The sequence below is a fragment of the Duganella sp. OV510 genome (assembly GCF_900100205.1).
Lineage (GTDB): Bacteria > Pseudomonadota > Gammaproteobacteria > Burkholderiales > Burkholderiaceae_D > Rugamonas.
Genome location: NZ_FNEQ01000007.1, coordinates 48,387 through 74,326 on the forward strand (window position 1 = coordinate 48,387; position 25,940 = coordinate 74,326).

Annotated in this window: 19 protein-coding genes; 8 read left to right on the forward strand and 11 right to left on the reverse strand. The window is 61.5% G+C overall.

The window, feature by feature from the left end:
• The first annotated feature begins 16 nt into the window (after positions 1–16).
• On the forward strand, positions 17–925 hold the full coding sequence (locus tag BLS51_RS18560; protein WP_090186142.1) for a LysR family transcriptional regulator: 909 nt from the start codon (positions 17–19) through the stop codon (positions 923–925).
• A gap of 134 nt (positions 926–1,059) precedes the next feature.
• The gene (locus BLS51_RS18565; protein WP_090186146.1) at positions 1,060–4,896 is read left to right on the forward strand and encodes an Ig-like domain-containing protein; all 3,837 of its coding nucleotides are present in this window, start codon (positions 1,060–1,062) and stop codon (positions 4,894–4,896) included.
• Here BLS51_RS18565 and pcp read toward each other — a convergent pair whose 3' ends face one another.
• From pcp to BLS51_RS18585, 4 genes are all read right to left on the reverse strand, one after another.
• Complete coding sequence (pcp, locus tag BLS51_RS18570) at positions 4,897–5,547, reverse strand: pyroglutamyl-peptidase I (protein WP_090186149.1); 651 nt, start codon at positions 5,545–5,547, stop codon at positions 4,897–4,899.
• 37 nt (positions 5,548–5,584) lie between these two features.
• A complete protein-coding gene (locus tag BLS51_RS18575; RefSeq protein ID WP_090186152.1) occupies positions 5,585–6,541 on the reverse strand; it encodes a DUF979 domain-containing protein in 957 nt (318 codons plus the stop codon).
• Positions 6,538–7,260: a DUF969 domain-containing protein gene (locus BLS51_RS18580; RefSeq protein ID WP_175472625.1), complete on the reverse strand. Its 723-nt coding sequence runs from the start codon at positions 7,258–7,260 to the stop codon at positions 6,538–6,540. Before BLS51_RS18580 ends, BLS51_RS18575 begins: the two co-directional genes overlap by 4 nt.
• A gap of 79 nt (positions 7,261–7,339) precedes the next feature.
• Positions 7,340–9,619, reverse strand: coding sequence for a TonB-dependent receptor (locus BLS51_RS18585; RefSeq protein WP_090186157.1), 2,280 nt, complete (start codon positions 9,617–9,619; stop codon positions 7,340–7,342).
• A gap of 499 nt (positions 9,620–10,118) precedes the next feature.
• On the opposite strand from BLS51_RS18585, the gene BLS51_RS18590 reads away from it, so the two are divergent.
• From BLS51_RS18590 to BLS51_RS18605, 4 genes are all read left to right on the forward strand, one after another.
• Positions 10,119–11,114 carry a BMP family lipoprotein gene (locus BLS51_RS18590; RefSeq protein ID WP_090186160.1) on the forward strand — a complete coding sequence of 332 codons (996 nt, stop codon included), beginning with the start codon at positions 10,119–10,121 and terminating at the stop codon, positions 11,112–11,114.
• A 75-nt stretch (positions 11,115–11,189) separates the two neighbouring features.
• Positions 11,190–12,719, forward strand: a complete 1,530-nt coding sequence (locus tag BLS51_RS18595; RefSeq protein WP_090186165.1) for an ABC transporter ATP-binding protein — start codon at positions 11,190–11,192, stop codon at positions 12,717–12,719.
• Complete coding sequence (locus tag BLS51_RS18600) at positions 12,716–13,789, forward strand: ABC transporter permease (protein ID WP_373994338.1); 1,074 nt, start codon at positions 12,716–12,718, stop codon at positions 13,787–13,789. Before BLS51_RS18595 ends, BLS51_RS18600 begins: the two co-directional genes overlap by 4 nt.
• 7 nt (positions 13,790–13,796) lie before the next feature.
• A complete protein-coding gene (locus BLS51_RS18605; protein WP_090186173.1) occupies positions 13,797–14,768 on the forward strand; it encodes an ABC transporter permease in 972 nt (323 codons plus the stop codon).
• Here the strand turns inward: BLS51_RS18605 and BLS51_RS18610 are convergent.
• Positions 14,765–15,121, reverse strand: coding sequence for a c-type cytochrome (locus tag BLS51_RS18610; RefSeq protein WP_090186178.1), 357 nt, complete (start codon positions 15,119–15,121; stop codon positions 14,765–14,767). The two genes, BLS51_RS18605 and BLS51_RS18610, sit on opposite strands and share 4 nt — an antisense overlap.
• Complete coding sequence (locus tag BLS51_RS18615) at positions 15,118–15,693, reverse strand: NUDIX domain-containing protein (RefSeq protein ID WP_090186182.1); 576 nt, start codon at positions 15,691–15,693, stop codon at positions 15,118–15,120. The genes BLS51_RS18610 and BLS51_RS18615 overlap by 4 nt, the downstream gene beginning before the upstream one ends.
• 69 nt (positions 15,694–15,762) lie before the next feature.
• On the opposite strand from BLS51_RS18615, the gene BLS51_RS18620 reads away from it, so the two are divergent.
• On the forward strand, positions 15,763–16,536 hold the full coding sequence (locus BLS51_RS18620; RefSeq protein WP_090186186.1) for a DeoR/GlpR family DNA-binding transcription regulator: 774 nt from the start codon (positions 15,763–15,765) through the stop codon (positions 16,534–16,536).
• A gap of 23 nt (positions 16,537–16,559) precedes the next feature.
• On the forward strand, positions 16,560–17,465 hold the full coding sequence (locus BLS51_RS18625; protein WP_090186190.1) for an ABC transporter substrate-binding protein: 906 nt from the start codon (positions 16,560–16,562) through the stop codon (positions 17,463–17,465).
• On the opposite strand, the gene BLS51_RS18630 is transcribed toward BLS51_RS18625, so the two are convergent.
• From BLS51_RS18630 to BLS51_RS18650, 5 genes are all read right to left on the reverse strand, one after another.
• Positions 17,466–18,533 (reverse strand): S1/P1 nuclease, encoded by a 1,068-nt coding sequence (locus tag BLS51_RS18630; RefSeq protein WP_090186194.1) that lies wholly within the window; start codon positions 18,531–18,533, stop codon positions 17,466–17,468.
• Positions 18,530–19,753, reverse strand: a complete 1,224-nt coding sequence (locus tag BLS51_RS18635; RefSeq protein WP_090187251.1) for a phospholipase D-like domain-containing protein — start codon at positions 19,751–19,753, stop codon at positions 18,530–18,532. Before BLS51_RS18635 ends, BLS51_RS18630 begins: the two co-directional genes overlap by 4 nt.
• Positions 19,754–19,755: 2 nt before the next feature.
• The gene (locus BLS51_RS18640) at positions 19,756–21,462 is read right to left on the reverse strand and encodes a bifunctional metallophosphatase/5'-nucleotidase (RefSeq protein WP_090186197.1); all 1,707 of its coding nucleotides are present in this window, start codon (positions 21,460–21,462) and stop codon (positions 19,756–19,758) included.
• A gap of 173 nt (positions 21,463–21,635) precedes the next feature.
• Positions 21,636–24,005: a TonB-dependent receptor gene (locus tag BLS51_RS18645; protein WP_090186201.1), complete on the reverse strand. Its 2,370-nt coding sequence runs from the start codon at positions 24,003–24,005 to the stop codon at positions 21,636–21,638.
• A 445-nt stretch (positions 24,006–24,450) separates the two neighbouring features.
• On the reverse strand, positions 24,451–25,929 hold the full coding sequence (locus tag BLS51_RS18650) for an amidohydrolase family protein (RefSeq protein WP_090186204.1): 1,479 nt from the start codon (positions 25,927–25,929) through the stop codon (positions 24,451–24,453).
• Positions 25,930–25,940: the final 11 nt, after the last annotated feature.

The window sequence follows — 25,940 nt, forward strand, 5'->3', positions numbered from 1 at the left end:
ACGAACACGGCCCGCCATGTCCATCGATCTGAAACAACTGAAGTACTTCCTCGCCGTCGCTGAAGAAAAAAGTTTCAGCCGGGCCGCCGAGCGCCTGCACATCTCGCAGCCGCCGCTGAGCCAGCAGATCATGAAGCTGGAGAGCGAACTGGGCGTCAAACTGTTCGCCCGCACCACCCGCACCTTCGAGCTGACGGTGGCCGGCAAGGCGCTGATGAGCGAGGCCTCCGAACTGCTGGCCAAGATGCGCATGACCATCGACACCATCCGCCAGATCGACCGTGGCGAAGTGGGCCGGCTGCGCGTCGGCATCGTCGGCTCGGCAATGTGGGGGCCGATCCCCAGCCTGCTGGAAGAATTCCAGACCAAGTTCCCGCGCGTGACCTGGACGCTGCACGAACTCGGCCCGACCCTGCAATACGAAGCGCTGCGCGCCAAGCAGATCGACGTCGGCTTCTGGCGCGAACCACGCCTCGACGACGACGACCTGAAGAACGACAACCTGCGCCAGGAACTGTGCTTCCGCGAAGACGTCTGCGTGGCGCTCAACGAGCATCATCCGCTGGCCAAGCAGAATGCCATCGAACTGATGGACATCGCCGACGAGCCGATGCTGACGCTGGCGCTGGACAAGTCGGCCTTCCCGCGCTACCTGATCCAGTGCTGCGTCAAGGCCGGCTTCCAGCCAACGATTTTCCAGGAAGCCTCCGAGCCGCAGACGCTGCTGGCCATGGTCGGCGCCGGCCTGGGCGTGGCGCTGATGCCGGAAACCACCAGCCGCATCGGCTGGCCAGGCGTGGTGTTCGTGCCGATCCGCAGCAATCCGCCATCGGCCAACTTGTACATCACCTACACCACGCAGGACGACGCGCCGGTGGTGCGGGCTTTCCTGAATATCCTGAACCCGCCGGCGAAAGGAGACTGAGCAGCGCACTGGATTCATGACAATAGCTTACTTGTTAACTATTTTTTGCAAGTAAAGTTTACCTGTGGCAATATGTTCCAAAGTTCTTAATTTTAAGTCTTTGCCAACCGCCACTTGCCCAGGGAGTCCATGTTATGGCCACGCTTAGCACCCAGAACCGTCTGACCTTTACCGGCACCACAGAACCTGACGCCTACATCACCTTGTACGATGGCAATGAAATGGTCGGTCTGGCGGTGGCCGACGCCTTCGGCGCCTGGCGTGTCGTCAGCGACAAGCTGGCTGACGGCCTGCACGCGCTATCGGTCACCGCCACTGATGTGGCGGGAAATACTTCCCCCCGGTCCGCGATTACCTACGTCAGCATCGCCGCAGCGGACGATGCGCCGCCGAAGTCGCCGATCGACACACCGGCCGAGGCTCAACTGAGCCCGGACACCGACAGCGGCGCCTCGAATACCGACCACATCACCAAGGTGGCGCTACCAGTGTACGTCGGACAGGCCAGGCCAGGCTCCTTTATCGAGCTGGTCATCGACGGCGTCAAGGGCAAATTCGGCGTGCCTGTCGATGCCAATGGCCACTGGCAGGCGCGCGGCGAGATCCTGGACGATGGCGCCCACACCATCAGCGTGATCGAGCACGACAGCGACGGCAACACCTCGGCGCCATCGGTAGCGATGCCGATCTTCATCGACACCATCGCACCGCAGCAACCAGGCGTGCCGGCGCTGGTAGCGCACAGCGACGACGCCATCCTCGCCAATGGCAACACGGTCATCCACCACAACACCCCCACCTTGACCGGCACCGCAGAGCCGGGCGCCATCATCCAGCTGTTCGAGCACAGCTACTACACCACCAAAATCGGCAGCACCGTAGCCGACAGCAACGGCGCCTGGTCCATCACGGTTGCGCTTACCGACACCGAGCACAAGGTGAGCATTATCGCGACTGACCAGGCGGGCAATAGCGTCGGTTCGGACACCCTGACTTTTACCGTTGATACCAACGCCCCTGCCCTGGCCTCCGCTTCGGACACCGGCCTGCGCGGCGACTGGATCACCAATCTGGCCCAGCCTACGCTCTACGGCCACGCCACGCGTGGCACTACGGCGGTGTTATATGAAGGCAATGAGGTCATCGGCACCAGCGTCGCCACCGGTGACGGTTTCTGGCGCGTCACCTCCACCAAGGCGCTGAGTGACGGCCAGCACAGCCTGTATGTCAAGCTCACCGACAGCCAGGGTAACGCCCTGCCAACCACTGGCACGGTGGTCATCACGGTCGATACGCAAGGGCCACAGACCGTCTCCTCCGCGCCGGCGCTGGCGGAAACCGATGATCATGGCAGCTCTTCCAGCGACCAGATCACCAATGTCAACACTGTGCTCATCCATGGCGTCACCGAGGCCGATCCGCACGCCATCGTCCGTGTCTATGTGGACGGTATCGAAAACGTCGCCAAATCCGCTGTTGCCACCAATGGCACCTGGATAGCCTCCGTATCGGGACTCAGCGATGGCGTGCACCGCATCAGCGTCACCACCGAGGACCAGGCCGGCAATGTCGGGCCGCGTTCGGTCGAGTCCATCATTACCGTCGATACCAGGGCGCCGGATGCGCCGTCCGCGCCCAAGCTTGATTCGGCCGCCAACGCCACGCCGCGCTTTACCGGCAAGGCCGAGGCTGGCGCCACCGTCACGCTGTACGACGGCACTACCCGCGTCGGCAGCGCCGTGGCGGACAGCAAGGGTGCGTGGAGCATCACCGCCGCCGCGCTTGCCGATGGCAAGCACAGCCTGACCGTCACCGCCACCGACGTGGCCGGCAATACCTCGAAAGCGTCGGCCGCGCTCAGCGTGACAACCGATGGCACGCCGGACGCCGCGCCAACCGCGCTGGACTTGTCGACCGCGTCCGACAAAGGTGCGTCCAGCACTGACAACCTGACCAATCTGCCGACGCCTACCATCACCGGCAAGGCGGCTGCCGGCGCCACCGTGCTGCTGTTTGATGGCGCCACACAAGTCGGCAAGGCTGTCGCCAGCAGCGCCGGCGCGTGGAACATCACCAGCAGCAAGCTGTCCGACGGCGTGCACCACCTGACCGCAGTCGCGCAGGATGCGGCCGGCAACCTGTCGGCCGCATCGGTGGAACTGCTGGTGCACATCGACACCGCGCTGCCGGGTGTTGCCGCACCGGTGCTTGATGCGCTGTCCGACAGCGGCCGTTCGCAAAGCGACGGCATCACCAACATCGCCACGCCGAAACTCAGCGGCACAGCCGAAGCCGGCGCAACGGTGACCTTGTACGACGGCAGCACCGTGATCGGCACAGTGGTGGCCGACGACAAGGGCGCATGGAGCATCACCAGCAAGACACTGGCGGCAGGCGCGCACAACATCTCGGCCAAGGCTAGCGATGCAGCGGGCAATATATCGAATGCATCGGCGGTGCTGGCCATCACGGTCGATATCAAGGCGCCTGCAGCGCCTACCGCGCTGGACCTGGCCGCCGCAGCCGACAGCGGCACCTCGAATAGCGACAACCTCACCAGCGTCGCCACGCCGCTCGTTTCCGGCAAGGCCGAAGCCAACGCCGTTGTCACGCTGTACGACGGCCAGACGCTGCTGGGCAGCGCCACCGCCGACAGCAGCGGCAACTGGCGCATCACCCCGGCGACGGCGCTGGCAGACGGCGTGCACAACCTGACCGCCACCGCCACCGATGTGGCCGGCAATGTATCGCCTGCCTCGGTGGCGCTCAAGCTGAGCATCGACACCGCAGCGGCGGCCCCGACCGCGCTGGACCTGGCCACCGCGTCCGACAAGGGCGCCTCCAGCAGCGACAACGTCACCAACGTGGTCACGCCGGTCATCAGCGGCAAAGCCGAAGCCGGCGCCAGCGTGGTGCTGTACGACGGCGCCACCCAGGTCGGCAAAGCGGTCGCCAACAGCAGCGGCGTGTGGAGCATCACCACCAGCAAGCTGGTCGATGCGGAACATCACCTGACCGCCGTGGCCACCGATGTGGCGGGCAATGTCTCGCCAGCCTCGGCCGAACTGCTGCTGACCATCGATACCAAGGCGGTGCAAGTGACGGCGGCGCCGCTGCTGGAGGCGCAATCCGACAGCGGCCGCTCGCAAAGCGATGGCGTCACCAGTGACGCCACGCCAACAGTCAGCGGCGTCACCGAAGTGGGCGCCAGCGTCGCGCTGTACGACGGTACGACGCTGGTAGGCTCGGTCGTGGCCGGCGACGATGGCGCCTGGAGCATCACGTCCAAAGCGCTGTCGGCCAGCACGCACAAGCTGACGGTCAAGGTCACCGACATCGCCGGCAATATCTCCGCCGCTTCGCCGGCACTGACGCTGACCGTGGATAACAAGGCGCCCAACGCGCCCACCACGCTGGACTTGCTGGCGGCCTACGACACTGGCACATCCGCCACCGACAACAAGACCGCCATCAGCACGCCGGTCATCAGCGGCAAGGCCGAAGCCAATGCCAGCGTCGCCTTGTATGACGGCACTGCGCTGCTAGGCAGCGTCATCGCCGACAGCAGCGGCAACTGGAAGATTGCCACGACGGCTTCATTGAGCAAGGGCGTCCACAGCCTGACAGCCAAGGCCACGGATGTGGCGGGCAATGAATCGCAGGCATCGGCCGCGCTGAACCTGACCATCGATCCAGGCGCCACCGGTCTGACGCTGGCCGGCACCAGCGCCGCCGACAATTTTGTCCTGAACAGCGAAACCGGCGCCATCAAGGTGACTGGCTTTGCCATCGTCAGTGATCATCTGGTGCTGGCGCACGACTACAACGGCCTGGTGCTGAACAGCGCCAGCGACGTGCTGGCGCTAGGCCATGTGGTCGGCAAGGACTACGTGATTGATCTGGGCGCCGGCCACGAAGTGACGTTGGTTGGTGTCACCGCGCTGGCCGAATCGGCGATTACGCTGCTGTAATCAGTGGGTCAGCCCGCCCGCCTCGCGCACATCGACGGTGTGCGCGAGCGTGGTGCGGACGGCGATGCGCAGGCCTTCGACCAGGTCTTCCAGCTTCATGCTGGCGGCGCCCGGATGCTGGGCCGCCTGCTGCGGCAGATATGGGATGTGTATGAAGCCGGCGCGCATGGTGGTGCCCCACTCGTGCGCCTGGTGCATCAGGCCATAGAACACATGGTTGCAGACAAAGGTGCCCGCCGTTTGCGACACCGACGCCGGCAAGCCCGCCGCGCGCAGCTCGTGCACGATGGCCTTGATCGGCAGCGTGGAGAAGTAAGCCGCCGGGCCGCCGTTGATGATCGGCTGGTCGACGATCTGCCGGTGCTGGTTGTCCGGAATCGGCGCATCGTCGATATTGATGGCGATGCGCTCCACTGAAATATCCACCCGGCCGCCAGCCTGCCCCACCGCAATGACGATGCTCGGCTGCAGTTCCTCCACCGCCTGGTGCACGACTTTCAACGCACGGCCGAACACGCACGGCAGTTGCCGTGCGTGGACCACGAAGTCGCCCTCGTGCCAGCCTTGCAGCGCGCGCACCGCTTCCCATGAGGGATTGATGCTCTCTTTGTTAAACGGCTCAAAGCCCGTTAACAATATTATCTTTTTCATCTCCACGAACTCCGTGATGCGTTAACCCAGCAGCGTCTCACAGATTCATCAAAAAATAAAGCAGCGCAATATTTGCTAACAATAATGGCAATGCTGTCGGAATCTGCATCTTGACCACGGCGTTCTTGTCCGGCAGTTCCAGCAGCGCCGCCGGCACGATGTTGAAATTCGCCGCCATCGGCGTCATCAAAGTGCCGCAGTAAGCGCTGAACATGCCGATCGCCGCCATCACCGCCGGGTTGGCGTGGTAGACGCCGACCAGCACCGGAATGCCGACGCCGCCGGCCATCACCGGAAACGCCGCGAAGCCATTGCCCATGATGATGGTGAACAGCGCCATGCCGACGCAATACACCGCCACCGCCACCAGCCGCAGGTCCATATTGATGTAGGACGTGACCACATGCGCCACCGCCTTGCCCATGCCGGCGTCGGTGAACAGCAGGCCGAGCACCGCCAGCATATGTGGCAACACCACCGCCCAGCCGAGGTGGTCGACCAGGCGGCGCGATTCGCGCATCGCCTGCAGCGGCGTCGAGCGCGTCAGCCAGCAGGCGGTGGCGACCGCGAACAGCGAGCCACAGCCAAGGGCGACCAGCGTGATGTGTTTCGGATCAAGCAGGAACAGGCCGTTCCACTGCACATCCTTGAACACGGTGGAGCCGATCACCGTGGTCAGCGGAATCAGCAGCGCCGGGATCAGCAGCTTGTGCCCCAGCCGCTGCGCGCTGGCGCGGCGTTCTTCCGGCGTGCGCTCGCCGTAACGGCCCAGCGTGACGCCGCCAAAGCCGGCGATCAGCGCCATCACCACCATCAGCAGGCCGGCTGCCACCGGCGGCAACTGCTCGCCGGCCAGGTAGATCACTGCGTACAAGGCCCAGAACAAGGCGCTGCTATAGCGCCTGGGATTGTGCTGGTCGCGCAGCGCCATGAAAGCGATCATCAGCAGCATCGCGCCCAGCACGTAATAGAAGAAGTCCAGCGTGAGTATCATTTGACGCTCCGGGCGATCTGCGCGTCCAGCCGGTACAGCCGCCACGAATGGATGATGAAGGCGCAGATGGCGGTCGGTATGCCCCACAGCGCCATGTGCAGCGGATCGACATCGATTCCCTCGCCATGCAGGATGGTTTGCATCAGCACGATGGCGCCAAAGGCGACGAAGATGTCCTCGCCAAAGAACAGGCCGACGTTATCGGTGGCAGCCGCCATGGCGCGGATGCGGTGCCGCATGTCCATCGTGATATCCGGATAGCGCACCTCGGCGGCGCCCTCGGCCATCGGCGCGATCAGCGGCCGCACCATATTGGGATGGCCGCCAATGCTGGTCAGGCCGAAAGCGGCGCTGATTTCTCGAATCGCCAGGTAGACAATCAGCAGCCGGCCGGTGGTGGCCGAACGGATGCGCGCGATCGATGCCTGCGCATGCTCCTTCAAGCCATGCCGTTCCAGCAGGCCGATGGCGGCAATCGGCAGCAACAGGATCAGCGGCAGGTTGCGGGTCTTGATGAAGGCCGTACCCAGCGTGGCCAGCAACTGCTCGACCGGCATGAAGGCGGCAAAGCCGGTGACAAAGCAGGCCGCCACCACCACCAGCACCGGATGGGCGCGCAGCGCGAAGCCGGCAATGATGACGGCCACACCCAGCAGCGGCCACAGATTTACGACGGTGTGTTCCACAAAAACTCCTCGGCACGAATAACCCGTGGGCATTGTACCGGGCTGGACGCCCGATGCAACAATCCCCCGCCAGGCGGCGCCTGGCGGGGGATTGGAGATGGGCTGTTAAGGCTTAGAAGTTCATCTTGAACGTGGCGCCGTAGGTGCGCGGTTCGTTCAGCATGCCGGTCAGGTTGTTGAACTCGATCGCGCTGAGCGCCACGACCTTGTCGGTGATGTTGCGGCCGAAGGCAGCCACTTCATACTTGCCATCGCCCCACTTGTAGCCGATGCGCAGGCCACCTTCGGTCAGCGGCTTGGCGGTATATTCGACAGCGGTGTACAGGAAGAAGTTGTACTTGCTGCGATAGCTCCAGTCGGTGATCGCATACAGCTCGCCATTACCCACTTCGGTGCTGTACTTCAGCGAGAAGTTGGCCTGGTTGCGCGGCGCGCGCGGCATGTCGTTGCCGTCGATCAGGACGTAGCCTGGATAGCCTGGCGCCGCCACGTTGGTCGGCGTGCAGCCCATGCCCAGGTTGTTGGCGCCGTTACCGCAGTATTGCACGCGAACGTTCTTGTCCTTGATCTCGGTGTCGTTGAAGCTGTAGCCCAGCGAGCCGCTGAAGCCGTAACCCAGATTGGCTTGCAGGTCCAGTTCGATACCCTGGCCAGTCACCTTGTCCGCATTCAGCAGGCGGTTCATATTGACGCCGCCGCTACCGGCGGTCAGCTGCTTGTCCTTCACGCGGTACTGGAACACGGTGGCGCTCAGGCGCGCGCGCTTCTCGAACAGGTCCTGCTTGATACCAGCTTCATACGACAGCGCTCTTTCGACGCCGGCCATGGTCGGCACGTCACCCAGGCCATTCAGGCGGCCCTGCATCGACGGCGCGCGGTAGCCAGTGGCCACGCGGGCAAACACATTGGTTTCCTTGGTCAGTTCATACGTGCCGCTGACGTCCCAGCTGACATTGTCCGTCTTGCTGTCCAGCGTATGCGGCACGGTGACCAGCACGTTGGCGGTGTTGTAGTCGGTGCGCGAGGCGGAGAAGTCTTTCTTGTCGTCGGTGTAGCGCAGACCGGCGCGCAGTTTCAGCTTATCGGAGACGGCGTAGTTGACCGAGCCGAAGGCTGCCCAGGATTTCGATTTCTGGTTCTGGCGTGCGAATGGAATATTCTGCGGATTGCCCGGCGCCAGACTATCGAAGCTGATACTGTCGATCTGGATCGCTTCGTTGAAGTAGTACAGGCCGCCGATCCATTGCAGCGGGCCGCTGTAGTTCGACTCGGCGCGGAACTCCTGCGAGAACTGCTTGTGGTTAGGCAGCAGGTCTGCGGTTTCCACCACGAACGGGATACGGCCAGGGCCGTATGGTGGCGCGTACACAGCGCCATAGCCGCCATCAACGTCGGCGCGGCTGTTGAAGTCCAGTTTCTCGTAGCCGGTGATCGAGTGCAGCGTGATGTCGTTCAGGTTGTACTTCAGGCGGATGCTGCCGCCCTGGGTTTTCAGCTTCTGGTAGTTGACACCGTCGGTCGGGTAGGAGCCATAGTCAAAGCCGTCCACCAGATCGTTGGTGCCCTGCTTCAGGATATTTGCGCGGAACAGCGTGGCGCTGCCGTGGTAGTTGCGCTGGTGGTAGTTGAACAGCGCCTCGAAATCCTTGTTCGGCTTGACCAGCGCTTGCAGGCGGAAGGCGTTGTCGCCATAGCCTTCGAAGTCGCGGGTGCCCTTGCTGGTATCCGGGTTGGTGTTGTGCACGCGGTTGCCGCGATGCTGGCTGGTGCCGGAGAAGCGCAGCGCGACGGTGTCGCTGACCGGAATGTTGAACGCGCCTTCGGCGGTCTTGGCCGAGTAATTGCCGACGCCGAACTGCACATAGCCTTCCTGCTTGAACACTGGCTTGGCCGAATCGAACTTGATCACGCCGGCCGGCGAGTTACGGCCGAACAGCGTGCCCTGCGGGCCGCGCAGCACCTCGACCTGGTCGACGTCAAACACCGGGAAGCCTTTCAGCATGGCGTTTTCCATGACGATATCGTCCATCACATAGCCGACCGGCTGCGAGGCGTTCAGGTCGAAGTCGGTATTGCCCAGGCCGCGAATGTAGAAGCGCGGGAACGCACGGCCGTAGTCCGACTCGATGTTCAGCGATGGCGTGCGGCCGGACAGGATACGGATATCGCCGGCGCCGGCGGTCAGCGTGTCCAGCTTGTCGCCCTTGATGGTGGCGATCGACATCGGCACGTCCTTGATGTTTTCCGCGCGGCGCTGTGCCGTCACGATCACGGTTTCCAGCTGGTCTTTATTGGTGGCGGTGGTGTCCTGGGCATGTGCCAGTGGAAAAGCGCTGGCGACAGCCACTGCGATCAGCGATGACCGCACGGTGATACTGCGTTGCTTGCTCATATGTCCTGCTCCCGTAAATTTAAGTGGTGACCTGTGGTTTTTGTTATATCGATATACACATTACCAATCATGCTAGCACGGAAAAAAATGCAGGAAAGTGAACTTTTGACGGTCTTGATTCATATCTATTTTGTATAAATAGCTAAGAAAAAACGAATTTGTCGTACATATTGGCGCTGGTGCATAGTCATGGATCGGCCTGAACAGGCTTGGTGACGGGCGTTGTCTATGAAACCAGGTGATCGGATGCGCGCGGTATTTTGTCCAGCGGGACAAAAAAGCAACGGCATAAAAATTTTTAATTCGGCGCGGCTTGTTGTTGCGTTGCGACATGCATCACGAAACCAGGCTAACGTTTAGCAATTGCGAAATTCACAATTTTTTAGCAAGTTGTCAGCACTTATTGCATGAAATCAGGGATTTAGAGGAATAATACGGCCGGTAACTACATGCTATAGCCAATAAAAATATACAATAACGATCTTCCAGGAGCCTATTCATGAAACTTTCACAACTTAGTTTGACGGTTGCAGCACTGTTTATCGCTGCCAGCGCGTCCGCGGCTGCTCCAAAACTGGGCATCGTGTATGACGCAGGCGGCAAGTTCGACAAGTCGTTCAATCAGTCCGCTTTCGAAGGCGCCACGCGCTTCAAAAAAGAGACCAACATCAATTTCATCGAGGTGCAAGCCTCCAGCGACACCCAGGCTGAACAGGTGATGCGCGGCCTCGCCCGCAAGAATCTCGACCTGATCGCCGCCATCGGCTTTGCCCAGCAGGCCGCCGTACAGAAGGTCGCCAAAGAATTCCCGAAAGTCCACTTCGTGCTGATCGACGGCGTGGCGCAAGGCGCCAACGTCAATTCCATCACGTTCAAGGAAGAAGAAGGTTCCTACCTGGCGGGCGTGGCTGCGGCCATGGCGTCGAAGTCGAAGAAACTCGGCTTCATCGGCGGTGTCGACATCCCGCTGATCCGCACCTTCGCCTGCGGCTACACGCAGGGCGCCAAGGCGGTGAACCCGAAAGTTGACGTGACCTCGAACATGGTCGGCACCTCGTCGGATTCGTGGAACAACCCGGCCAAGGGCGGTGAGCTGGCCCGTTCGCAATTCGACCGCGGCGTCGATGTGGTGTTTGCCGTGGCCGGCGGTTCGGGCCTGGGAACGCTGCAAACCGCCAAGGAAAAAGGCAAGCTGGCGATCGGCGTCGATTCCAACCAGAACAGCCTGTACCCAGGCAGCATCCTGACCTCGATGGTCAAGCGCGTCGACAACGCCGTGTATGACTCCTTCATGCAGATGAAGAACGGCACCTGGAAGGCAGGCGTCACCGCCAAGGGCCTGAAGGAAGGCGGCGTGGATTGGGCGCTCGACGAGAACAACCGCAAGTTGATCACGCCGGAAATCGAGAAGCGCGTGCTGGGTGCACGCAAGGATATTATCGATGGCAAGATCAAGGTCATCGACATCCGTTCGGGCGCAGCCTGCCCGGTCTAATACCTGTTTGAACATAGAGCGCGCCGCCGGGGATTGCCCCCTGCGGCGCGTTTTACTTAATTAAAAAACGATCCTATGCAGCCAGCAGTAGAATTTCGCGGCATCTCCAAGCATTTCGGAGCTGTGAAAGCGAACACGGACGTCAGCTTCGCCATCGCCAAGGGTTCCATCCATGGCCTGGTGGGCGAGAATGGCGCCGGTAAATCGACCCTGATGAGCATCCTGTACGGATACTACCGCGCCGACGGCGGGGAGATCCTGCTGGATGGCCAGGCGCGCCGCATCCACAACAGCCAGGAGGCGATTGCGCTCGGCATCGGCATGGTGCACCAGCACTTCATGCTGGTCGAGAACATGACCGTGCTCGATAACGTCATGCTGGGCAGCGAAGGCGGCTTCAAGCTGAATAAAAACCGTGCGCGCGTCGAGCAGGAACTGCGCGACATCTGCGTCCGCTACCGCCTGGATGTCGATCCGCTGGCCACCATCCATGACCTGTCGGTAGGTGCGCAGCAGCGCGTCGAAATCCTCAAGCAGATCTACCGCAGCGCCAACATCCTGATCCTGGACGAGCCGACCGCCGTGCTGACCGCGCAGGAAACCGCGTCGCTGTTCGAGATCCTGCGCCTGTTCAAGGAACAGGGCAAGACCATCATCCTGATCACCCACAAGCTGCAAGAGATCCTCGACATCACCGACACCGTCACCGTGATGCGCGGCGGCCGCGTGATTGGCGCCGTGCCGACTGCCGGCACCACCAAGGAAGACCTGGCCAATATGATGGTCGGCCGTCCAATTGAAAACAACCTGCCGCGCGCGCCGTACAATCCGGGCGCGCCGGTGATGCACGTCGAGAACCTGCAACTGCTGGACGACCAGGGCGTCAAGCTGCTGGCCGATATCGGCTTCACGCTGCGCGCCGGCGAGATCGTCGCGGTGGCCGGCGTCTCCGGCAACGGCCAGAGCGAGTTGATGGAAATCCTGTCGGGCATGCGCCTGCCGACTTCCGGCAAACTGGATTTCCTCGGCAAGCCGCTGCCCTTCGACGACCGCACCGACGCCGACGGCCTGCCGCGCACCTTCCGCGAGTTAGGTATTGGCCACGTCCCGGAAGACCGCCTGCGCGATGGCGTGGTCAAGGCCTTCTCGGTCATGCACAACACCATCTTCGGCTACCAGGACAAGCTGAAAAACAAATGGGGCCTGCTGGACTTCAAGGCCATCGCCGGCCGCTGCGCGGAATTGATGCGCAACTTCGACGTCCGCCCGAACAACCACGACCTGCGTATCGGCCTGCTCTCCGGCGGCAACCAGCAGAAGGTGGTGATCGCGCGCGAAGTGCTGGCGCAGCCGAAGCTGATGCTGGTCGGCCAGCCGACGCGCGGCGTCGACATCGGCACCATCGAGAGCATCCATACGCAGCTGCTCAAGCTGCGCGATGAAGGCGTGGCCATCCTGCTGGTCTCCGTGGAGCTGGAAGAAGTGCGTGCGCTGGCGGACCGTATCCTGGTCATGTGCGGCGGCCGCATCACCGGCGAACTGAAAATTGAAGAATTCGACACCACCCGCATCGGGCTGCTGATGGGGGGCATGCATAAATCATGAATAAAGACCTGCCACGCTGGGCAACCGCGTTTGTAATGCCCGTTCTGAACCTGCTGTCGGCACTGCTGGTGACCGCGCTGGTGATCCATCTGCTGGGCGAAAGCCCGACCGAATCGCTGGCGATCCTGGTCAACAGCGCCGTCGTCAATCCGGAGGGCCTGAGCTACACGCTGTTCTACGCCTCGACCTTCATCTTCACCGGTCTGGCGGTATCGATCGCCATGCAGGCCGGCCTGTTCAATATCGGCGCCGAAGGCCAGATGTATTTTGCGGGCCTGGGCCTGACCCTGGCCATGCTGGCCTTTGACAGCTCGCTGTCGCCATGGCTGCTGATCCCTGTCGGCATGCTGGGCGCGGCGCTGTTTGGCGCGCTGTGGGCTTTCGTGCCAGGCTACCTGCAAGCCAAGCGCGGCAGCCACGTGGTGGTCACCACCATCATGTTCAACTACATCGCCGCCTCGCTGATGAACACCGTGATCGTCAAGCTGGTACCGCCGGGCGAACAGAATCCGGCCAGCCGCGCCTTCAGCGCCGCCGCCGAGATGCCGCGCCTGAACGAGTGGTTCCCTGTCCTGGGCGAGACGCCGCTGAACATCAGCTTCTTCATCGCCATCCTCGCGCTGGTGATCTACGGCGTGGTGGTATCCCGTTCGGCATGGGGCTACAAGCTGCGCGCCACGGGCCTGAACAAGCACGCCGCGCACTACGCCGGCATCCGCATCAGCAAGATGATCATCATCGTCATGCTGATCTCGGGCGCGCTGGCCGGCCTCGGCTCGGTCAACTCCATCATGGGCTCGACCCACTACCTGTCGCTGAACTTCGTCGGCGGCGCCGGCTTCATCGGCATCGCGATTGCGCTGATGGGCCGCCAGCACCCGGTCGGCATTTTCCTGTCGGCGGTGCTGTTCGGCGCGCTGACGCAGGGTGGCTTCGACCTGTCGCTGGAGAAGCAGAACATTCCGCCGGAAACCGTGATCCTGATTCAGGGCTTGATTATCCTGTTCTGCGGCGCGATGGAAAACCTGTACGCGCCGGTCATCGCCAAAGCGCTGAAATTCAAGAAGTGAGGACGATATGACTTTAGACGACCTGCATATCGGCAGCATCCTGGTATCCACCGTGCGCAACGCGCCGGTGCTGATTTTCGCCGGCATGGCCGGCCTGTTCGCCGAACGCTCCGGCGTGATCGACATCGGCCTGGAAGGCAAGATCCTGGCGTCGGCCTTCGTCTCGGCGGCGGTGGCCTACACCACGCAGAATCCATGGAACGGCGTGATGGCCGGCATCCTGGTGTCGGTGCTGCTGGCAACGCTGCAAGCCTATGTGGCGATTACCCAGAAGGGCAATCAGCTGGTGGCCGGCATCGCCATCAACATCGCCATGAGCGGCCTGACTTTCGTCGTGGCGCAGTACATCTTCCAGCAGGGCGGCCGTACGCCGGACCTGGGCTCGGCGCGCTTGTTCGACGTGGTACTGCCTGGCTCCGCCGCAGTGGAGCACATTCCCTTCATCGGCTGGCTGTACGCGCACCTGATCGGCGGCCACTCGGTGCTGGTGTACCTGGCTTTCCTGCTGGTGCCGCTGGTGCACTGGGTGATCTACCACAGCCGCTTCGGCCTGCGCCTGCGCGCCTGCGGCGAGAACCCGCATGCGGCCGATGCGGCCGGCGTCAACGTCGAGCGCCAGCGCTATATGGCGATGATCATTGCCGGCGTGCTGTGCTCCTTCTCGGGCGCCTACCTGTCGATCGTGCAGAGCGGCTTCTTCCTGCGCGACATGTCGGCCGGCGCCGGCTACCTGGCGCTGACCGCCATGGTGTTCGGTAACTGGCGTCCGCTGTACACCTTCCTCGGCTGCCTGATGTTCGGCTTCTTCGGTGCGGTGCAGATCCAGATCGAAGGCGTGGAACTGCCAGTGATCGGCCGCGTGCCGGGCGCGCTGATCCAGATGGTGCCATACGTGCTGACGGTGATCGTGCTGGCAGGCCTGATGGCCAAGTCGGTGGCGCCAAAAGCGCTCGGCACGCCGTTCGTCAAGTCGCGTTAAAAACTCTTCATATAGGACAGCAGGTCGGCGACCTGCTGTTCATCCTTGATTCCCCAGAAGCGCATGCTGGTGCCTGGCACGACGTCGTGCGGCGCGCGCAGATATGCCGCCAGGTTCTTCTCGGTCCACACCAGGCCCGACTTCTTCATCGCTTCCGAATACTTGTAATCTTTCGTCGACGCCGCCTTGCGGCCGATGATGGCGTTCAGCTGCGGGCCGTAACCCGCACTCGCATACGGTCCCACCGCGTGGCAGGAAGCGCAGCGCTGGAACAGCCGGGCGCCGTTCTTCGGATCACCGGCGGCGTGGGCCTGGCTCGCGGCCAGCAGTGCAATCAACAACAGTCTTTTCATAACAAATGTAGCGCCGCGTATTGCAGCAGCATGATGGTTTTACCGTCGGCGATCTCGCCCGAGGCGATCATCTGGAGCGCGCGTTCAAACGGCAGCTCCAGCACCTCGATATCCTCGCCCTCTTCCGCAATGCCGCCACCCTGGCCGGCGCGCGAGGCGGCATCGTATTCCGCCACGAAGAAGTATAGGCGCTCTGTCACCGAACCGGGGCTCATAAAGGCTTCAAACACCTTGCGCACGTCACTGACGCGGTAGCCGGTCTCCTCTTCCACCTCGGCCTTGATGCGCTCCTCCGGGCTGGCCTGGTCCAGCAGACCGGCCGCCGTCTCGATCAGGAAGCCGTCATGGCCATTGCCATACGTCGGGAAGCGGAACTGCCGCACCAGCAGCACCGTGCGCTGCGCGCGGTTGTACAGCAGGATGGTGGCGCCGTTGCCGCGATCATAGGTTTCACGCGTCTGGCGCTGCCAGCTGCCGTCGCTGCGGCGATAGTCGAAGGTAGTCTTCTTTAGCAGGAACCAGTCGTCGGACAAGGTTTCTACCTGGTGGATGCGGACTCGGTCTTCGGGCATGGCGCTCTCCTGGTTGCGTTTTTTTACGATATCATGCAATATCGTGCAACATCAAGATAATTCGTGCATATGCTGACACGCCAACGCAAGGAACTACTGCTCGCCCGCCTGAAGCGGGACGGGCAGATCGTCGCCCGCTCGCTCAGCGAGGAACTGGGCTTGTCCGAGGACACCATCCGCCGCGACCTGCGCGAGCTGGCTGCCGAAGGCCTGCTGCAGCGGGTGCACGGCGGCGCGTTGCCGCTAGACCCGCCGCTGCCCCCCTCGCCGGCGCTGGGCAACTTCAGCGAGCGCCAACAGATCTCCAGCGACGCCAAGCCGGCCATCGCGCGCGCGGCTGCTGCCATGATCACCCCCGGCCAGGTGGTGTTCATCGACGGCGGCACCACCGCCGTGCAACTGGCGCGCGCGCTGCCGCCGACATTGCGCTGCACAGTGGTGACGCACAGCCCATCGGTGGCGGTGGAGCTGGCCGAGCATCCGCTGGTGGAAGTGATCCTGATCGGCGGCCGGCTGTTCAAGCACTCGATCGTGGCGATGGGGCCGGCGGCGCTGGAGGCCATCGCGCAGATCCGCACCGACATCTACTTCATGGGCGTGTGCAGCCTGCATCCGGAGTCCGGTATCAGCACAGGCGATTTCGACGAGGCTGGAGTCAAGCGCGCCATCAGCAATATGGCGCAACGCACGGTGGTGCTGGCGTCGCCGGAAAAGCTGGATACCGCCTCTCCGTATCAGATTGCACCGCTGTCGCAAGTCAGCGCCATCATTGTCAACGGCGATGCGCCGGAAACGCTGCTGGCGCGCTATCGTGAACTCGGTATCGACGTCACCAAGGCTTAACATTTGTATGGCAAACTGACTGGATGACGAAGTCTCACGCTTTAAGAAATACCTGGCGCATGCTGTTGCTGGCTTCATGGTTGACGGCTGCAAGCTGCGGCGCCGTGACGCGCGTGGTGTATCCCCTCACCAGCCTCGATGACGCCGACAGCCGCTACGAATACGACTGGGCTGTGTTGCGCGCGGCCTTGCAGAAAACCGAGCCACGTTATGGGCCGTTCGAGTTGCGCCAGTCGACGCAGGCGATGTCGCCTGCACGCGTGGCGCAGGAATTGATGATGCCCGGAGGCCGCATCAACGTCTTCGCGCGCGCCACCTCGCCGGAACTTGAGCAGCAATTCCTGCCGGTGCGGCTGCCGATCGACAAAGGCTTGCTGGGCTACCGCATGTTCCTGGTACGCGAAGAAGACCTGCCGCGCTTTGCCGCAGTGCGCACACTGGACGACCTGCGCAAGCTGCGCGCCGGTCAGGGCAAGGCGTGGATCGATGTACCACTGCTGCGTGGCGCCGGTTTTACGGTGGTGGAAGGAACCAGCTATCCGGGCCTGTTCGCAATGCTGAACGCCGGACGCTTCGACTGGTTCTCGCGTGGCATCGACGAGGCGCAGCGCGAATTGCAGGAGCGCCGGACGGCCTTCCCGCAGATGACCATCGAGCCGACCTTGCTGCTGCAATATCCGCTGCCGCTGTATTTCTTCCTGCGGCGCGACGCCGAGGGCAAGCTGCTGGCGCAGCGCATTGCCGACGGTATGGAGATAATGATTAAGGACGGCTCGCTCAACACCCTGTTCCAGCAATACAAGGGAGAGAGCATCAAAGCCGGCGGGCTGGCGAAACGGCGCGTGCTGCACCTGGATAATCCGCACCTGACGCCAGAGACACCGCTGTCACGCGGCGAACTCTGGTTCAATCCCATTAGCGGGAAGTGATTACGGCCAGATAGCCTTCAGCACGGCGGCCAGGTGGTAGCCGCCCTGGATCAGCTGCGCCTTGGCGGCGGCCGACGATGGCACCGGATAGTTGTCCGGAATCGCCAGCGGCCACACATTGTAGACTTCACCCTTCTTGCTGGTCTGCTGCGCCATCGCGCCTGGCACCACGTCGGTATAGGCCAGCTTGGCCACGGTCAGCGTCTGGTCGGCCCACTGGTATGGCCAGGTGACTGGATCGCCGCTATTTGGCGCGATTACCGGCTTGCCATCAATGACCATCTGCGCGAACTGCTCCGGCGTGCGTGCGCCGATACGGCGGAACGCGTAGTTGACTACCGTGGTGTCCCAGTACGAGTGAAATGCGCGCGTGGTCTGCGCCGGACGCGCAGGCGTCGCCGGCGTGGATGCCGGCTTGTCTTCCACCGGGCCAGCTGGAATCAGCGCCGAACTCTTGGCCGTCAGCTTGATGTCGTCCAGTTGCAGGTTGTTGCCGCCAGAGGTGCCGAAGGCTTCCTTGTCATCCAGCTGCTTCTGCGTCGGCACCATGAAGCCGCCGCTCTTGGCCACATAGCCTTCGCCCACGTGCAGCGGCTGTGCGATGTCGCCGGTCAAATGGGTCAGCATCAGCAGCGCCTGGCGTGGCGTGAAGTTGTGCGGATTGGTGGTGGCGTCGCCCTTCCCTTGCAGCACCGCGATGCACTGCTTCAGCGTCTGCACGATGTCGTGGCCATGGGTGCCGACAGCCTTGTCCTCGTAATGCGACAGCTGGAACGGCACGTCGGTGTAGTGGTACTCGCTGTGCAGCGGATTGGCAGTGGTGTACGCCACCATCTCTTCCGTTTGCGGGCCGCAGTAAGTGCCTTTTACGCAGTCGGCCCAGGAGGCGACACCGGCCAGGCTCTCGCCCGGCAGCAGCAAGGCCTGCACTTGCTTTTCAGCGTTCGAGCCCTTGATCAGCTGGTCGGCAATCGCGCCAACCGCGCGGTGGCCGTCATTGCCCCAGGCATGGGCGTTGATGGAGACGAAGGCGCTGCTCAGCGCCAGGATACATGCAAGCTTTTTCATTCAGGACTACCTTTCGCTGGCTTTGGATATTGTTTGTTGATGTCGAGCGGCTGTGCATACGACGAGTTCCAGGTCTGCTCCTGCAATGCCGCCAGGCGCTGCGCCATCTTCTCGTTGCGCATCACCACTTCCAGGTTGCGCGACAGGTCGAAGTAGCCACCGCTCCAGTTGCTGGTGCCCACCCACGCCACCTGGTTGTCGATCACCATGGTCTTGCTGTGGATGACGCGCGCGAACGGAATAAAGCCGGTCGACGCCACCGGCAGCGTCACCACGCGGATTTCCACGTTCGGCAGGATAGCCAGCGATTTCAGATAGACCTGCGCCGGCTGTTCCAGGTTCCAGTTGGAGACCATCAGCTTGATCTTGACGCCACGGTTGGCGGCGGCGCGCACCGCGTTGTCGATCACCGCATAGTAAGGACGCGTGCCTTTCGGGCCATAGCTCAGCGGCGCATAGTCCAGCAGCTGGATGCGCACTTCACTCTTGGCCTGCGCCAGCAGCGCCGGCAGGCCAGCCTCGGAGTCACCCACGCCGGCCGGATTGTATTGGTGGGGGCTGGACAGCAGAAAAGCGTTTTGCTGGATGTCCGGCGCAGTAGTAGCGGTGTTCAGGGCCGGCGCAACCTGGCCGGCTGATGTCAGCGCCTGCGCGCGCCAGTCCTGGTTGAAGATGGCCAGCACCTGGCCCACCACTTTTGGATCGGTGATGCGCAAGCCGGTTTCATGGATATGCTCAAACGAGCGCCAGTCGAAATTCTGGCTGCCGATGAAGGCGGTCGCGCCATCCACCACCAGGTACTTGGCGTGGATGATGCCGTTGCCGGTCAGCTTGTTGAAATCGAGGACGCGGAACTCCAGGTTCGGAATCGCTTTCAGGCGCTCGATGGTCGGCTTCTCCGACAGGCCGACGCCCTTCTGGTCCAGCAGGAAGCGGATCTTCACACCGCGCTTGCCGGCAGCTTCCAGGTGCTCGACCACCTTGTCGAACACGCTGCCCTGCCGGATCACCGCATAGAACTGGCCGATGACGATTTCGCTTTTGGCGTTATCAAACAGCTCGGTCCACACTTGCGCGGCGCTGCGCAGGTCATCGCTGTGCAGCGGCGTTTCGACCGGTGCGGTCTGCACCAGCTCATAGCCGGGAATCGAAAACTCGGCATGTGCCGGTGCGGCCAGCACGCCAGCCGCCATCAGGGCGGAAACTAAAATACGGCGCATCATCAATCCTTTTGCACATTGTTGTAGCGAACCTGTGGCGCGGCCGCGCCGGCAGGCCTCTTGTCCTGCTCGCGCTTGACCAGATACTGCGTCAGCGCGTCGATATCGCGGATATTGGTCGGCGCGCGGTTGGCGCCCTTCTTGAAGGTCGGGAAGCCGTCGCCGCCTTCGGCCAGGAAGTTGTTGGTCACCACGCGGTAAGAGGTGTTCATGTCCAGCCGCACGCCATTCAGCTTGACGCTGTCCGGCACCAGCTTCAGCCCTTCCGGCTTGAACTCATCCCACTCGTAGCTGAAGCCATCCGACACCTGCAGCAGGCCGCGCTTCTGGTCACGGCCGCCGATCCACTGTTCTTCCAGAAGTTCGACGATCTGCGATCCGCGCAGGTTCATCGCCACCAGCGTGTTCCCGAATGGCAGCACCGCCATTGCGTGCCCCAGCGTCACCACATTGCCCGGCGCCGTCTCCAGATCCTGGCGGATGCCACCCGGATTCTGCAACGCGATCTGCGCGCCGAACGGACGACCGGCGGCCAGCATCGAATCGGCCACCAGGTCGCCCAGCGCGGATTCGCGCTTGTGGTCCTTGTCGCGCTTCACGCTCGGCACCGAAATGCTGGCCACCGGACGCGCCAGCGCGGCGAGGCTGCTGGCGCGGGCTTTCTTCAGGTAGTCGTCCAGCGCAGGGTCGGCCGGCCATTTGCCCGGCACCATGACTTCCTGCTGGGCGCTGACATCGCGCACGCTATTGCTGGCGGTATCCACCGACAGCTTGATGCGGCCCATGACGTGGCCGCCCATGTCGGACTGCGTCACCAGGCGGCCATCCACCTTGCACATATAGCCCTGGTGCGAGTGGCCGCTGATGACCAGGCGGATGGCCGGATCGAGACGCTTGACCACGTCGACAATCGGCCCTTGCAGATTGGCGCAATCCTGCTGATCGAATTTATCGGTGGTGCGGCCGCCCTGATGGATCAACACCACGAACACGCCCACGCCTTCCTTGCGCAGTTCCGGCAGCTGGCGGTTGATGGCGTCCGCCTCGTCGACAAATTCCAGGCCGGCGATGCCGGAAGCCAGCGCCGATTCCGCCGTCTCGCGCAGCACGGTGCCAATGAAGCCGATCTTCACGCCGTGCGCGGTTTCGATTTTATACGCCGGCAGCACCGGCTTGCGGGTGGCCATGTCGATCACGTTCGCCGCCAGGTACTGGAACTGCGCCCCCTGGTAAGGGCCGTCAAATTTGCAGGCCTTGTCGGCGCGCGGCGACATGCAGCCGCCCTTCTGCTGGCGCAGCAGTTCGATGCGGCCCTGGTCGAATTCGTGATTGCCGACCGAGGTGGCGCGCATGCCCAGCAGGTTCATCGCGCCGATGGTCGGCTCGTCGGCCCACATCGAAGAGATGGCCGGACTGGCGCCGACCAGGTCACCGGCGCCGACCAGCAGCAGCTCGGGATCTTCCTTGCGCCACGCCTGCAACGCCGCTCCCAGCGTATCGATGCCGCCGGCGGTGATGACGCGCTCGCCGCCGCCCTTGGCGCTGTCCCAGGTGTATTTGCTGGCTTCCAGGTTGCCGTGGAAATCGTTCAGCGCCACCAGCTGGATCTCGGTCACGCCAGGCGGCAACGGCTGCTTCGGTCCCAGTGCGCAACCGCCCAACAAGGCAGCCAGCACCAGGCCGGCAAGCGGGCTCAAATGTTTAGTCATTGCTGTAAATTGCTGTGGTGAATCGGTCATTGTACCGTCCAAACCGCCTTGCGCAGAGCGGAAAATAATACGTTACAAAATGCGGCGCCAAATGAAAAACACCCTATAAGTACAGGACTTATAGGGTGTTGTGCGTGCATCAGAGGCGGGCCGCAACCCGCCGCGATGAACGATTAGAAGTCAACCGACAGGGTCGCCGAGACGAAGCGTGGCGCGCCCAGGTAGTAACGCTGGGTGTCGAACGTGGTCGTCAGGCCAGGTACCGCGTTGGCGTTCTTGACCGTGGTCGAGGACGGGTTGCGGTATTGCTTGTCGGTGATGTTGCTCAGGTTGACGGTCAGCTTCGGACGCTTGACCCAGCCAAAGTTCGCGAAGGTGTAGCCGCCATCGATACCGAAGGTGGTGTAGCCTGGTGCGACTTCGTCGTTCAGCATCGAAGCCTGCTGTTTGCCGGTAGCGCGTGCCTTCAGACGGGCCCAGAAAGCGCCGTCCTGATACTCGACCGACAGACCAGCTTTGCGGCGTGGCGCGTTGATCATTTCCTTGCCGGCGGTTGGCAGGTACACGCCATTACCAATCAGCATGTTCTCCTTGATCTCGCTATCCATGAAGCCCAGCGAGCCGTAGAACGCCCAGCCGTTGATCGGCGTATTACCAATTTCAACTTCCAGACCTTTGTTGGAGACTTTACCGACGTTGGTATAGCTCGAAGCCTGGGTGATCGGATCGAAGGTGGTTGCCTGACGGTTTTTGAAGTCGACGAAGAAGGCAGTCACGGTAGCGATGAAATTGCTGTCCTGGTGACGGTAGCCGATGTCGGTGTTCCACGACGATTCTTCTTTAACGTCGCCGACGAAGTTCGCCACGCCGTTGGTCACTTTCACGCTGGTGCCGATGTTACCGAACACGAAGTTAGGTGGTGCTTTCACGTTCTTGGCGACCGACATGAACAGTTGGTCGTCGTTGGTGATGCGGTAACGGGCGCCGAACTGCGGCAGGATGTCGTTGTAGTTCTTCACCAGGTTGTATGGCTTGACGGTGTTGTTTTCGTCGCCGTAGTTGGTGAAGTCACGTTTCACGCGCGGGTTACGCACACCGACGTTGATCTTCAGCTTGTCATCCATGAAGCTCATGGTGTCTTGCAGGAAGAACTGATAAGCGGTCGAAACCGACATCCAGTCGCGGCTGGTGGCATAGTGACCGTTAGGACGCAGGATGCGGTCGTCTTCCAGGTATTCGTCGGCGGTCGAACCATCGTTACCCAGGCGCAGCATCGGGCCGGTTTGCTGGTGGCGAGCGCGCTCGTACCAGAAGCCACCCAGGATTTCGTGGTTGTCCACGGTCCAGGTCAGCGACGAGGTAACACCAGGACGGAAGGTCTTGGTCACGCTGGCGCTGGCAACCAGGATGGTGTCGGCGGTGTCGCCGTCGCCGTTCAGGTCGACCTTGCCGGTGCGGGTACCGGTGCTTGGATCGTAGAAGGCGCTTTCCGACTGGGCGCGCTGTTGTACGCCGCCGTTACCGAAGCCGTACCAGATGTATGGCAGGATCTTCAGGTCCAGGTTGTCGTTCAGACGGAATTTCGCGGTAGCCGAAGCAATCGCGTTTTTGAATGGGTTGATGCCCAGCTTGTAGTAAGCCGGCGACTGGGTGGTTTCAACTTGCGCGCCAGGGCCTGGGGTCAGGTGGCCTTTGAACGTCTCGGCGAAGTCGAAGTAATAACCGTTCTTGTTGATTTCCGACAGGGTCAGGTTATTGATGTTGTTGTTGACGGCTTCGTTATACAGCAAGGTTGCCTTGATGTAGTTGAAGCGGTCCCAGTTGTAGTCGAAGCCGACGTCGACGTGATCGCGCTTGGCGCGGCCTGGGCCTTTCCATTTGTCTGCTTCAGCGTGCGACGCCGAGATGAACATCTTCGAGCGGTTGTCCGACAGCAGGCCGGTATCGTAGCGCACGAAGGTTTTCAGCATGCTCAGCTGACCAACGGTCTGCATGACGCGGAAGCGCTGCTTGTCTTCTGGCGAGCAGGTGTTGATACCAAAATTGCCGCCGGTGGCGCCGACTTGTGGCGAATCCGCATCGGTCGAACCCTGGGTCACGAACTGCGAGCAGGTGTTCTCCTGGTCCACATACTCTTGTGGGTAGATCGCGAAGTTACCGGAGTCGTTGACTGGCACGCCGTTGATGGTGGCGCCGATCTGGTCCGAGTTGAAGCCGCGCAGCGTCATGCCGCCACCGAACAGGCCGGTTGCGTCGTAGTTGTAGCTGTTAACTGCTGGCAGCATTTCCAGTGCTTCATAAGCATTGCCGGTTGGGCGCTGCTTTTCCAATTCTTCCGCAGTAATGGTCGAACGTGCTTTTGGCGCGTCTTCCGTTACCATCAGGCCCATACCCAGTTTTTTACCGGTGATGACCACCTCAGCCTTGCCTGGAGTGGCGGTAGCTGCCTCCTGTGCAAAAGCGGCACCTGCCGACAGCGCGGCCAAGTGAGCCGCTACGGCGATGACGCTCAAGCGCAAGACCGGAGATTGTTTGGATTGCATTAAAAACCCCTTAGAGTGTTATTGTGAAAACCGTAACGAGAACTACTGAAATCGTGTGTGAAGAGCAACTTTTCCTCTGCACCAAAGCGAGAGTGTAAATGCCTTAAATGACACTGGTATGACATTAAAAGTTGTCAAATTGCTCTAACTGCCAATAACTATTGCATGTCGCCATACCCGCGACAAATACGTTTTTACTAAGCAATTAAGTGGAAAAACATATAAATGAACGTGGAATGATTGCAGATTTACAATTTCCACAGGTCGCAGAGGCGTAATTTCGGCGGAATTATAAGAGAGTCAGGTGCCGATGAATTTCGTTCATGGCAAGTATTGATGATTAAATCTAGAAATGTAGTAAAACTGCCACAGAAATGTAGTGGAACTTTGACAAAAAGCAAAGCCGGCGCAAAAGCGCCGGCTTTTTTTTGCGGAAAAACTTTATTTATCGTTTGGATTGCGCAACAGCGCCAGCGATATCCGCTTCAAATTTGGTGAATTTACCGTCCAGCGCTTTCAAAAGACGCTGTTTGTCGGCATCAGCCAGGAAAGAATAACGAATACTGTCGTATGACAGTTTTTTCACCTCCGCGTAATCCGGCTGGTAGCGCGCTGCGTACAACACATATTCGCCAGATAAATTGTTGCGGGAAACGCCAGCGTCGTCAGTAGACAACACATATGGCACGCCATATTTGCGGAACAGCGTTACCGGATGGGCCTGGTCCTTGATGCCGAGGATGAAGTCATTGCTGCTCAGGTTCACCTCGACCGGGATCTTCTGATCACGCATTTTTTTCATGATGGCCAGCGGATTGCTCTCATGCGCAATGTCCATGCCGTGGCCGATGCGGCTGGCGCCGGCGACCTCAATGGCATCCTTGATATGGAAGGTCAGGCCCTCCGGCTCCACCATGCCCAGCGACAGCTCGCCGGCGTGCAGCGCCAGCTTCACCTGCGGGTATTTGGATTTCAGGAATTTGAACATCTGCATGTGCAGCGCGTAATCGCGCATCGACACATGCACGCTTTCCTGGCCGACGATGTTGACGCCGACGATCTTCGGATTCGAGGTCGCCAGCTTGAAACTGGAAACGATCTGCGAGTACACCTGCGACGGCGACAGAAAGCGCAGCGCGAACGGCTGGTAGCGCAGCGTGAAGTTGGCGTCATCCAGGCCGACGCTGACCGTGTCCACATTCTTCAGGTAGGAGCCGATCCAGCCCTGGAAGGCCTGGTCTTTTTCCAGCTTGGCCGACAGCGCGGCGAAGTCGGTGTCGGTAACGCCGGTGGACAGCGCTTTCTTGTCGAAGTCCGCATCCTGCGCGATCGGCGCGATCTCGTAGATGGTTTCGATGTAGCTGACGTTCTCCTGGACCGCGCGCTGCTTCAGGCGCTGCAAGCCGTCCACCGCGTTGGTCGATGCCACCGGGTTGAAGTAGGCGAAGGTGTCGAAGAACTGGCGGTCCGGCGGCGACTGGATCGCGCTGTGGTTGTAGAAGTCCTTGTCCGACCAGCGTTGCAGCAGGTTGGCCAGGAAGGTGTTGTCTTGCAGCGTATCGACGCCGGACAGGCAGGCGCGCTCCGCCAGCGGCTTGGCCTGTTCCTCTTTGGTCAGCGTCTTGCTGGTGTCGATCTGGTAATTGCTCTTGTTGACGCAATAGCCTTCCTTGTCCACCCACTGCAGGTACTGCTCGGCGTAGATTGCGCCCGAGTAGTGGTGGTGCAGGTCGCCGCCCTTCGGCATCAGCGTGAAGAACATCGTCAGTTCGGCCAGTTTCGGCTCCTTGCCCGTCGCGACCAGCGCGGCGAAGTGGCGCTTCGTGGCTTCCTCGTTGGCATTGGCGGCGTGTGCCTGCGGCATGGCGCAGAACACGGCGGCGGCCAGTGCAACGGCTTTCAGGCTGGCGATGTTTTTCTTCATGGTGGGTCCTT

Coding starts and splice junctions, on each gene's coding strand:
- BLS51_RS18560 (WP_090186142.1), top strand. CDS start 17: ATGTCCATCGATCTGAAACAACTGAAGTACTTCCTCGCCGTCGCTGAA.
- BLS51_RS18565 (WP_090186146.1), top strand. CDS start 1,060: ATGGCCACGCTTAGCACCCAGAACCGTCTGACCTTTACCGGCACCACA.
- pcp (WP_090186149.1), bottom strand. CDS start 5,547: ATGAAAAAGATAATATTGTTAACGGGCTTTGAGCCGTTTAACAAAGAG.
- BLS51_RS18575 (WP_090186152.1), bottom strand. CDS start 6,541: ATGATACTCACGCTGGACTTCTTCTATTACGTGCTGGGCGCGATGCTG.
- BLS51_RS18580 (WP_175472625.1), bottom strand. CDS start 7,260: ATGCCCACGGGTTATTCGTGCCGAGGAGTTTTTGTGGAACACACCGTC.
- BLS51_RS18585 (WP_090186157.1), bottom strand. CDS start 9,619: ATGAGCAAGCAACGCAGTATCACCGTGCGGTCATCGCTGATCGCAGTG.
- BLS51_RS18590 (WP_090186160.1), top strand. CDS start 10,119: ATGAAACTTTCACAACTTAGTTTGACGGTTGCAGCACTGTTTATCGCT.
- BLS51_RS18595 (WP_090186165.1), top strand. CDS start 11,190: ATGCAGCCAGCAGTAGAATTTCGCGGCATCTCCAAGCATTTCGGAGCT.
- BLS51_RS18600 (WP_373994338.1), top strand. CDS start 12,716: ATGAATAAAGACCTGCCACGCTGGGCAACCGCGTTTGTAATGCCCGTT.
- BLS51_RS18605 (WP_090186173.1), top strand. CDS start 13,797: ATGACTTTAGACGACCTGCATATCGGCAGCATCCTGGTATCCACCGTG.
- BLS51_RS18610 (WP_090186178.1), bottom strand. CDS start 15,121: ATGAAAAGACTGTTGTTGATTGCACTGCTGGCCGCGAGCCAGGCCCAC.
- BLS51_RS18615 (WP_090186182.1), bottom strand. CDS start 15,693: ATGCCCGAAGACCGAGTCCGCATCCACCAGGTAGAAACCTTGTCCGAC.
- BLS51_RS18620 (WP_090186186.1), top strand. CDS start 15,763: ATGCTGACACGCCAACGCAAGGAACTACTGCTCGCCCGCCTGAAGCGG.
- BLS51_RS18625 (WP_090186190.1), top strand. CDS start 16,560: ATGACGAAGTCTCACGCTTTAAGAAATACCTGGCGCATGCTGTTGCTG.
- BLS51_RS18630 (WP_090186194.1), bottom strand. CDS start 18,533: ATGAAAAAGCTTGCATGTATCCTGGCGCTGAGCAGCGCCTTCGTCTCC.
- BLS51_RS18635 (WP_090187251.1), bottom strand. CDS start 19,753: ATGCGCCGTATTTTAGTTTCCGCCCTGATGGCGGCTGGCGTGCTGGCC.
- BLS51_RS18640 (WP_090186197.1), bottom strand. CDS start 21,462: ATGACTAAACATTTGAGCCCGCTTGCCGGCCTGGTGCTGGCTGCCTTG.
- BLS51_RS18645 (WP_090186201.1), bottom strand. CDS start 24,005: ATGCAATCCAAACAATCTCCGGTCTTGCGCTTGAGCGTCATCGCCGTA.
- BLS51_RS18650 (WP_090186204.1), bottom strand. CDS start 25,929: ATGAAGAAAAACATCGCCAGCCTGAAAGCCGTTGCACTGGCCGCCGCC.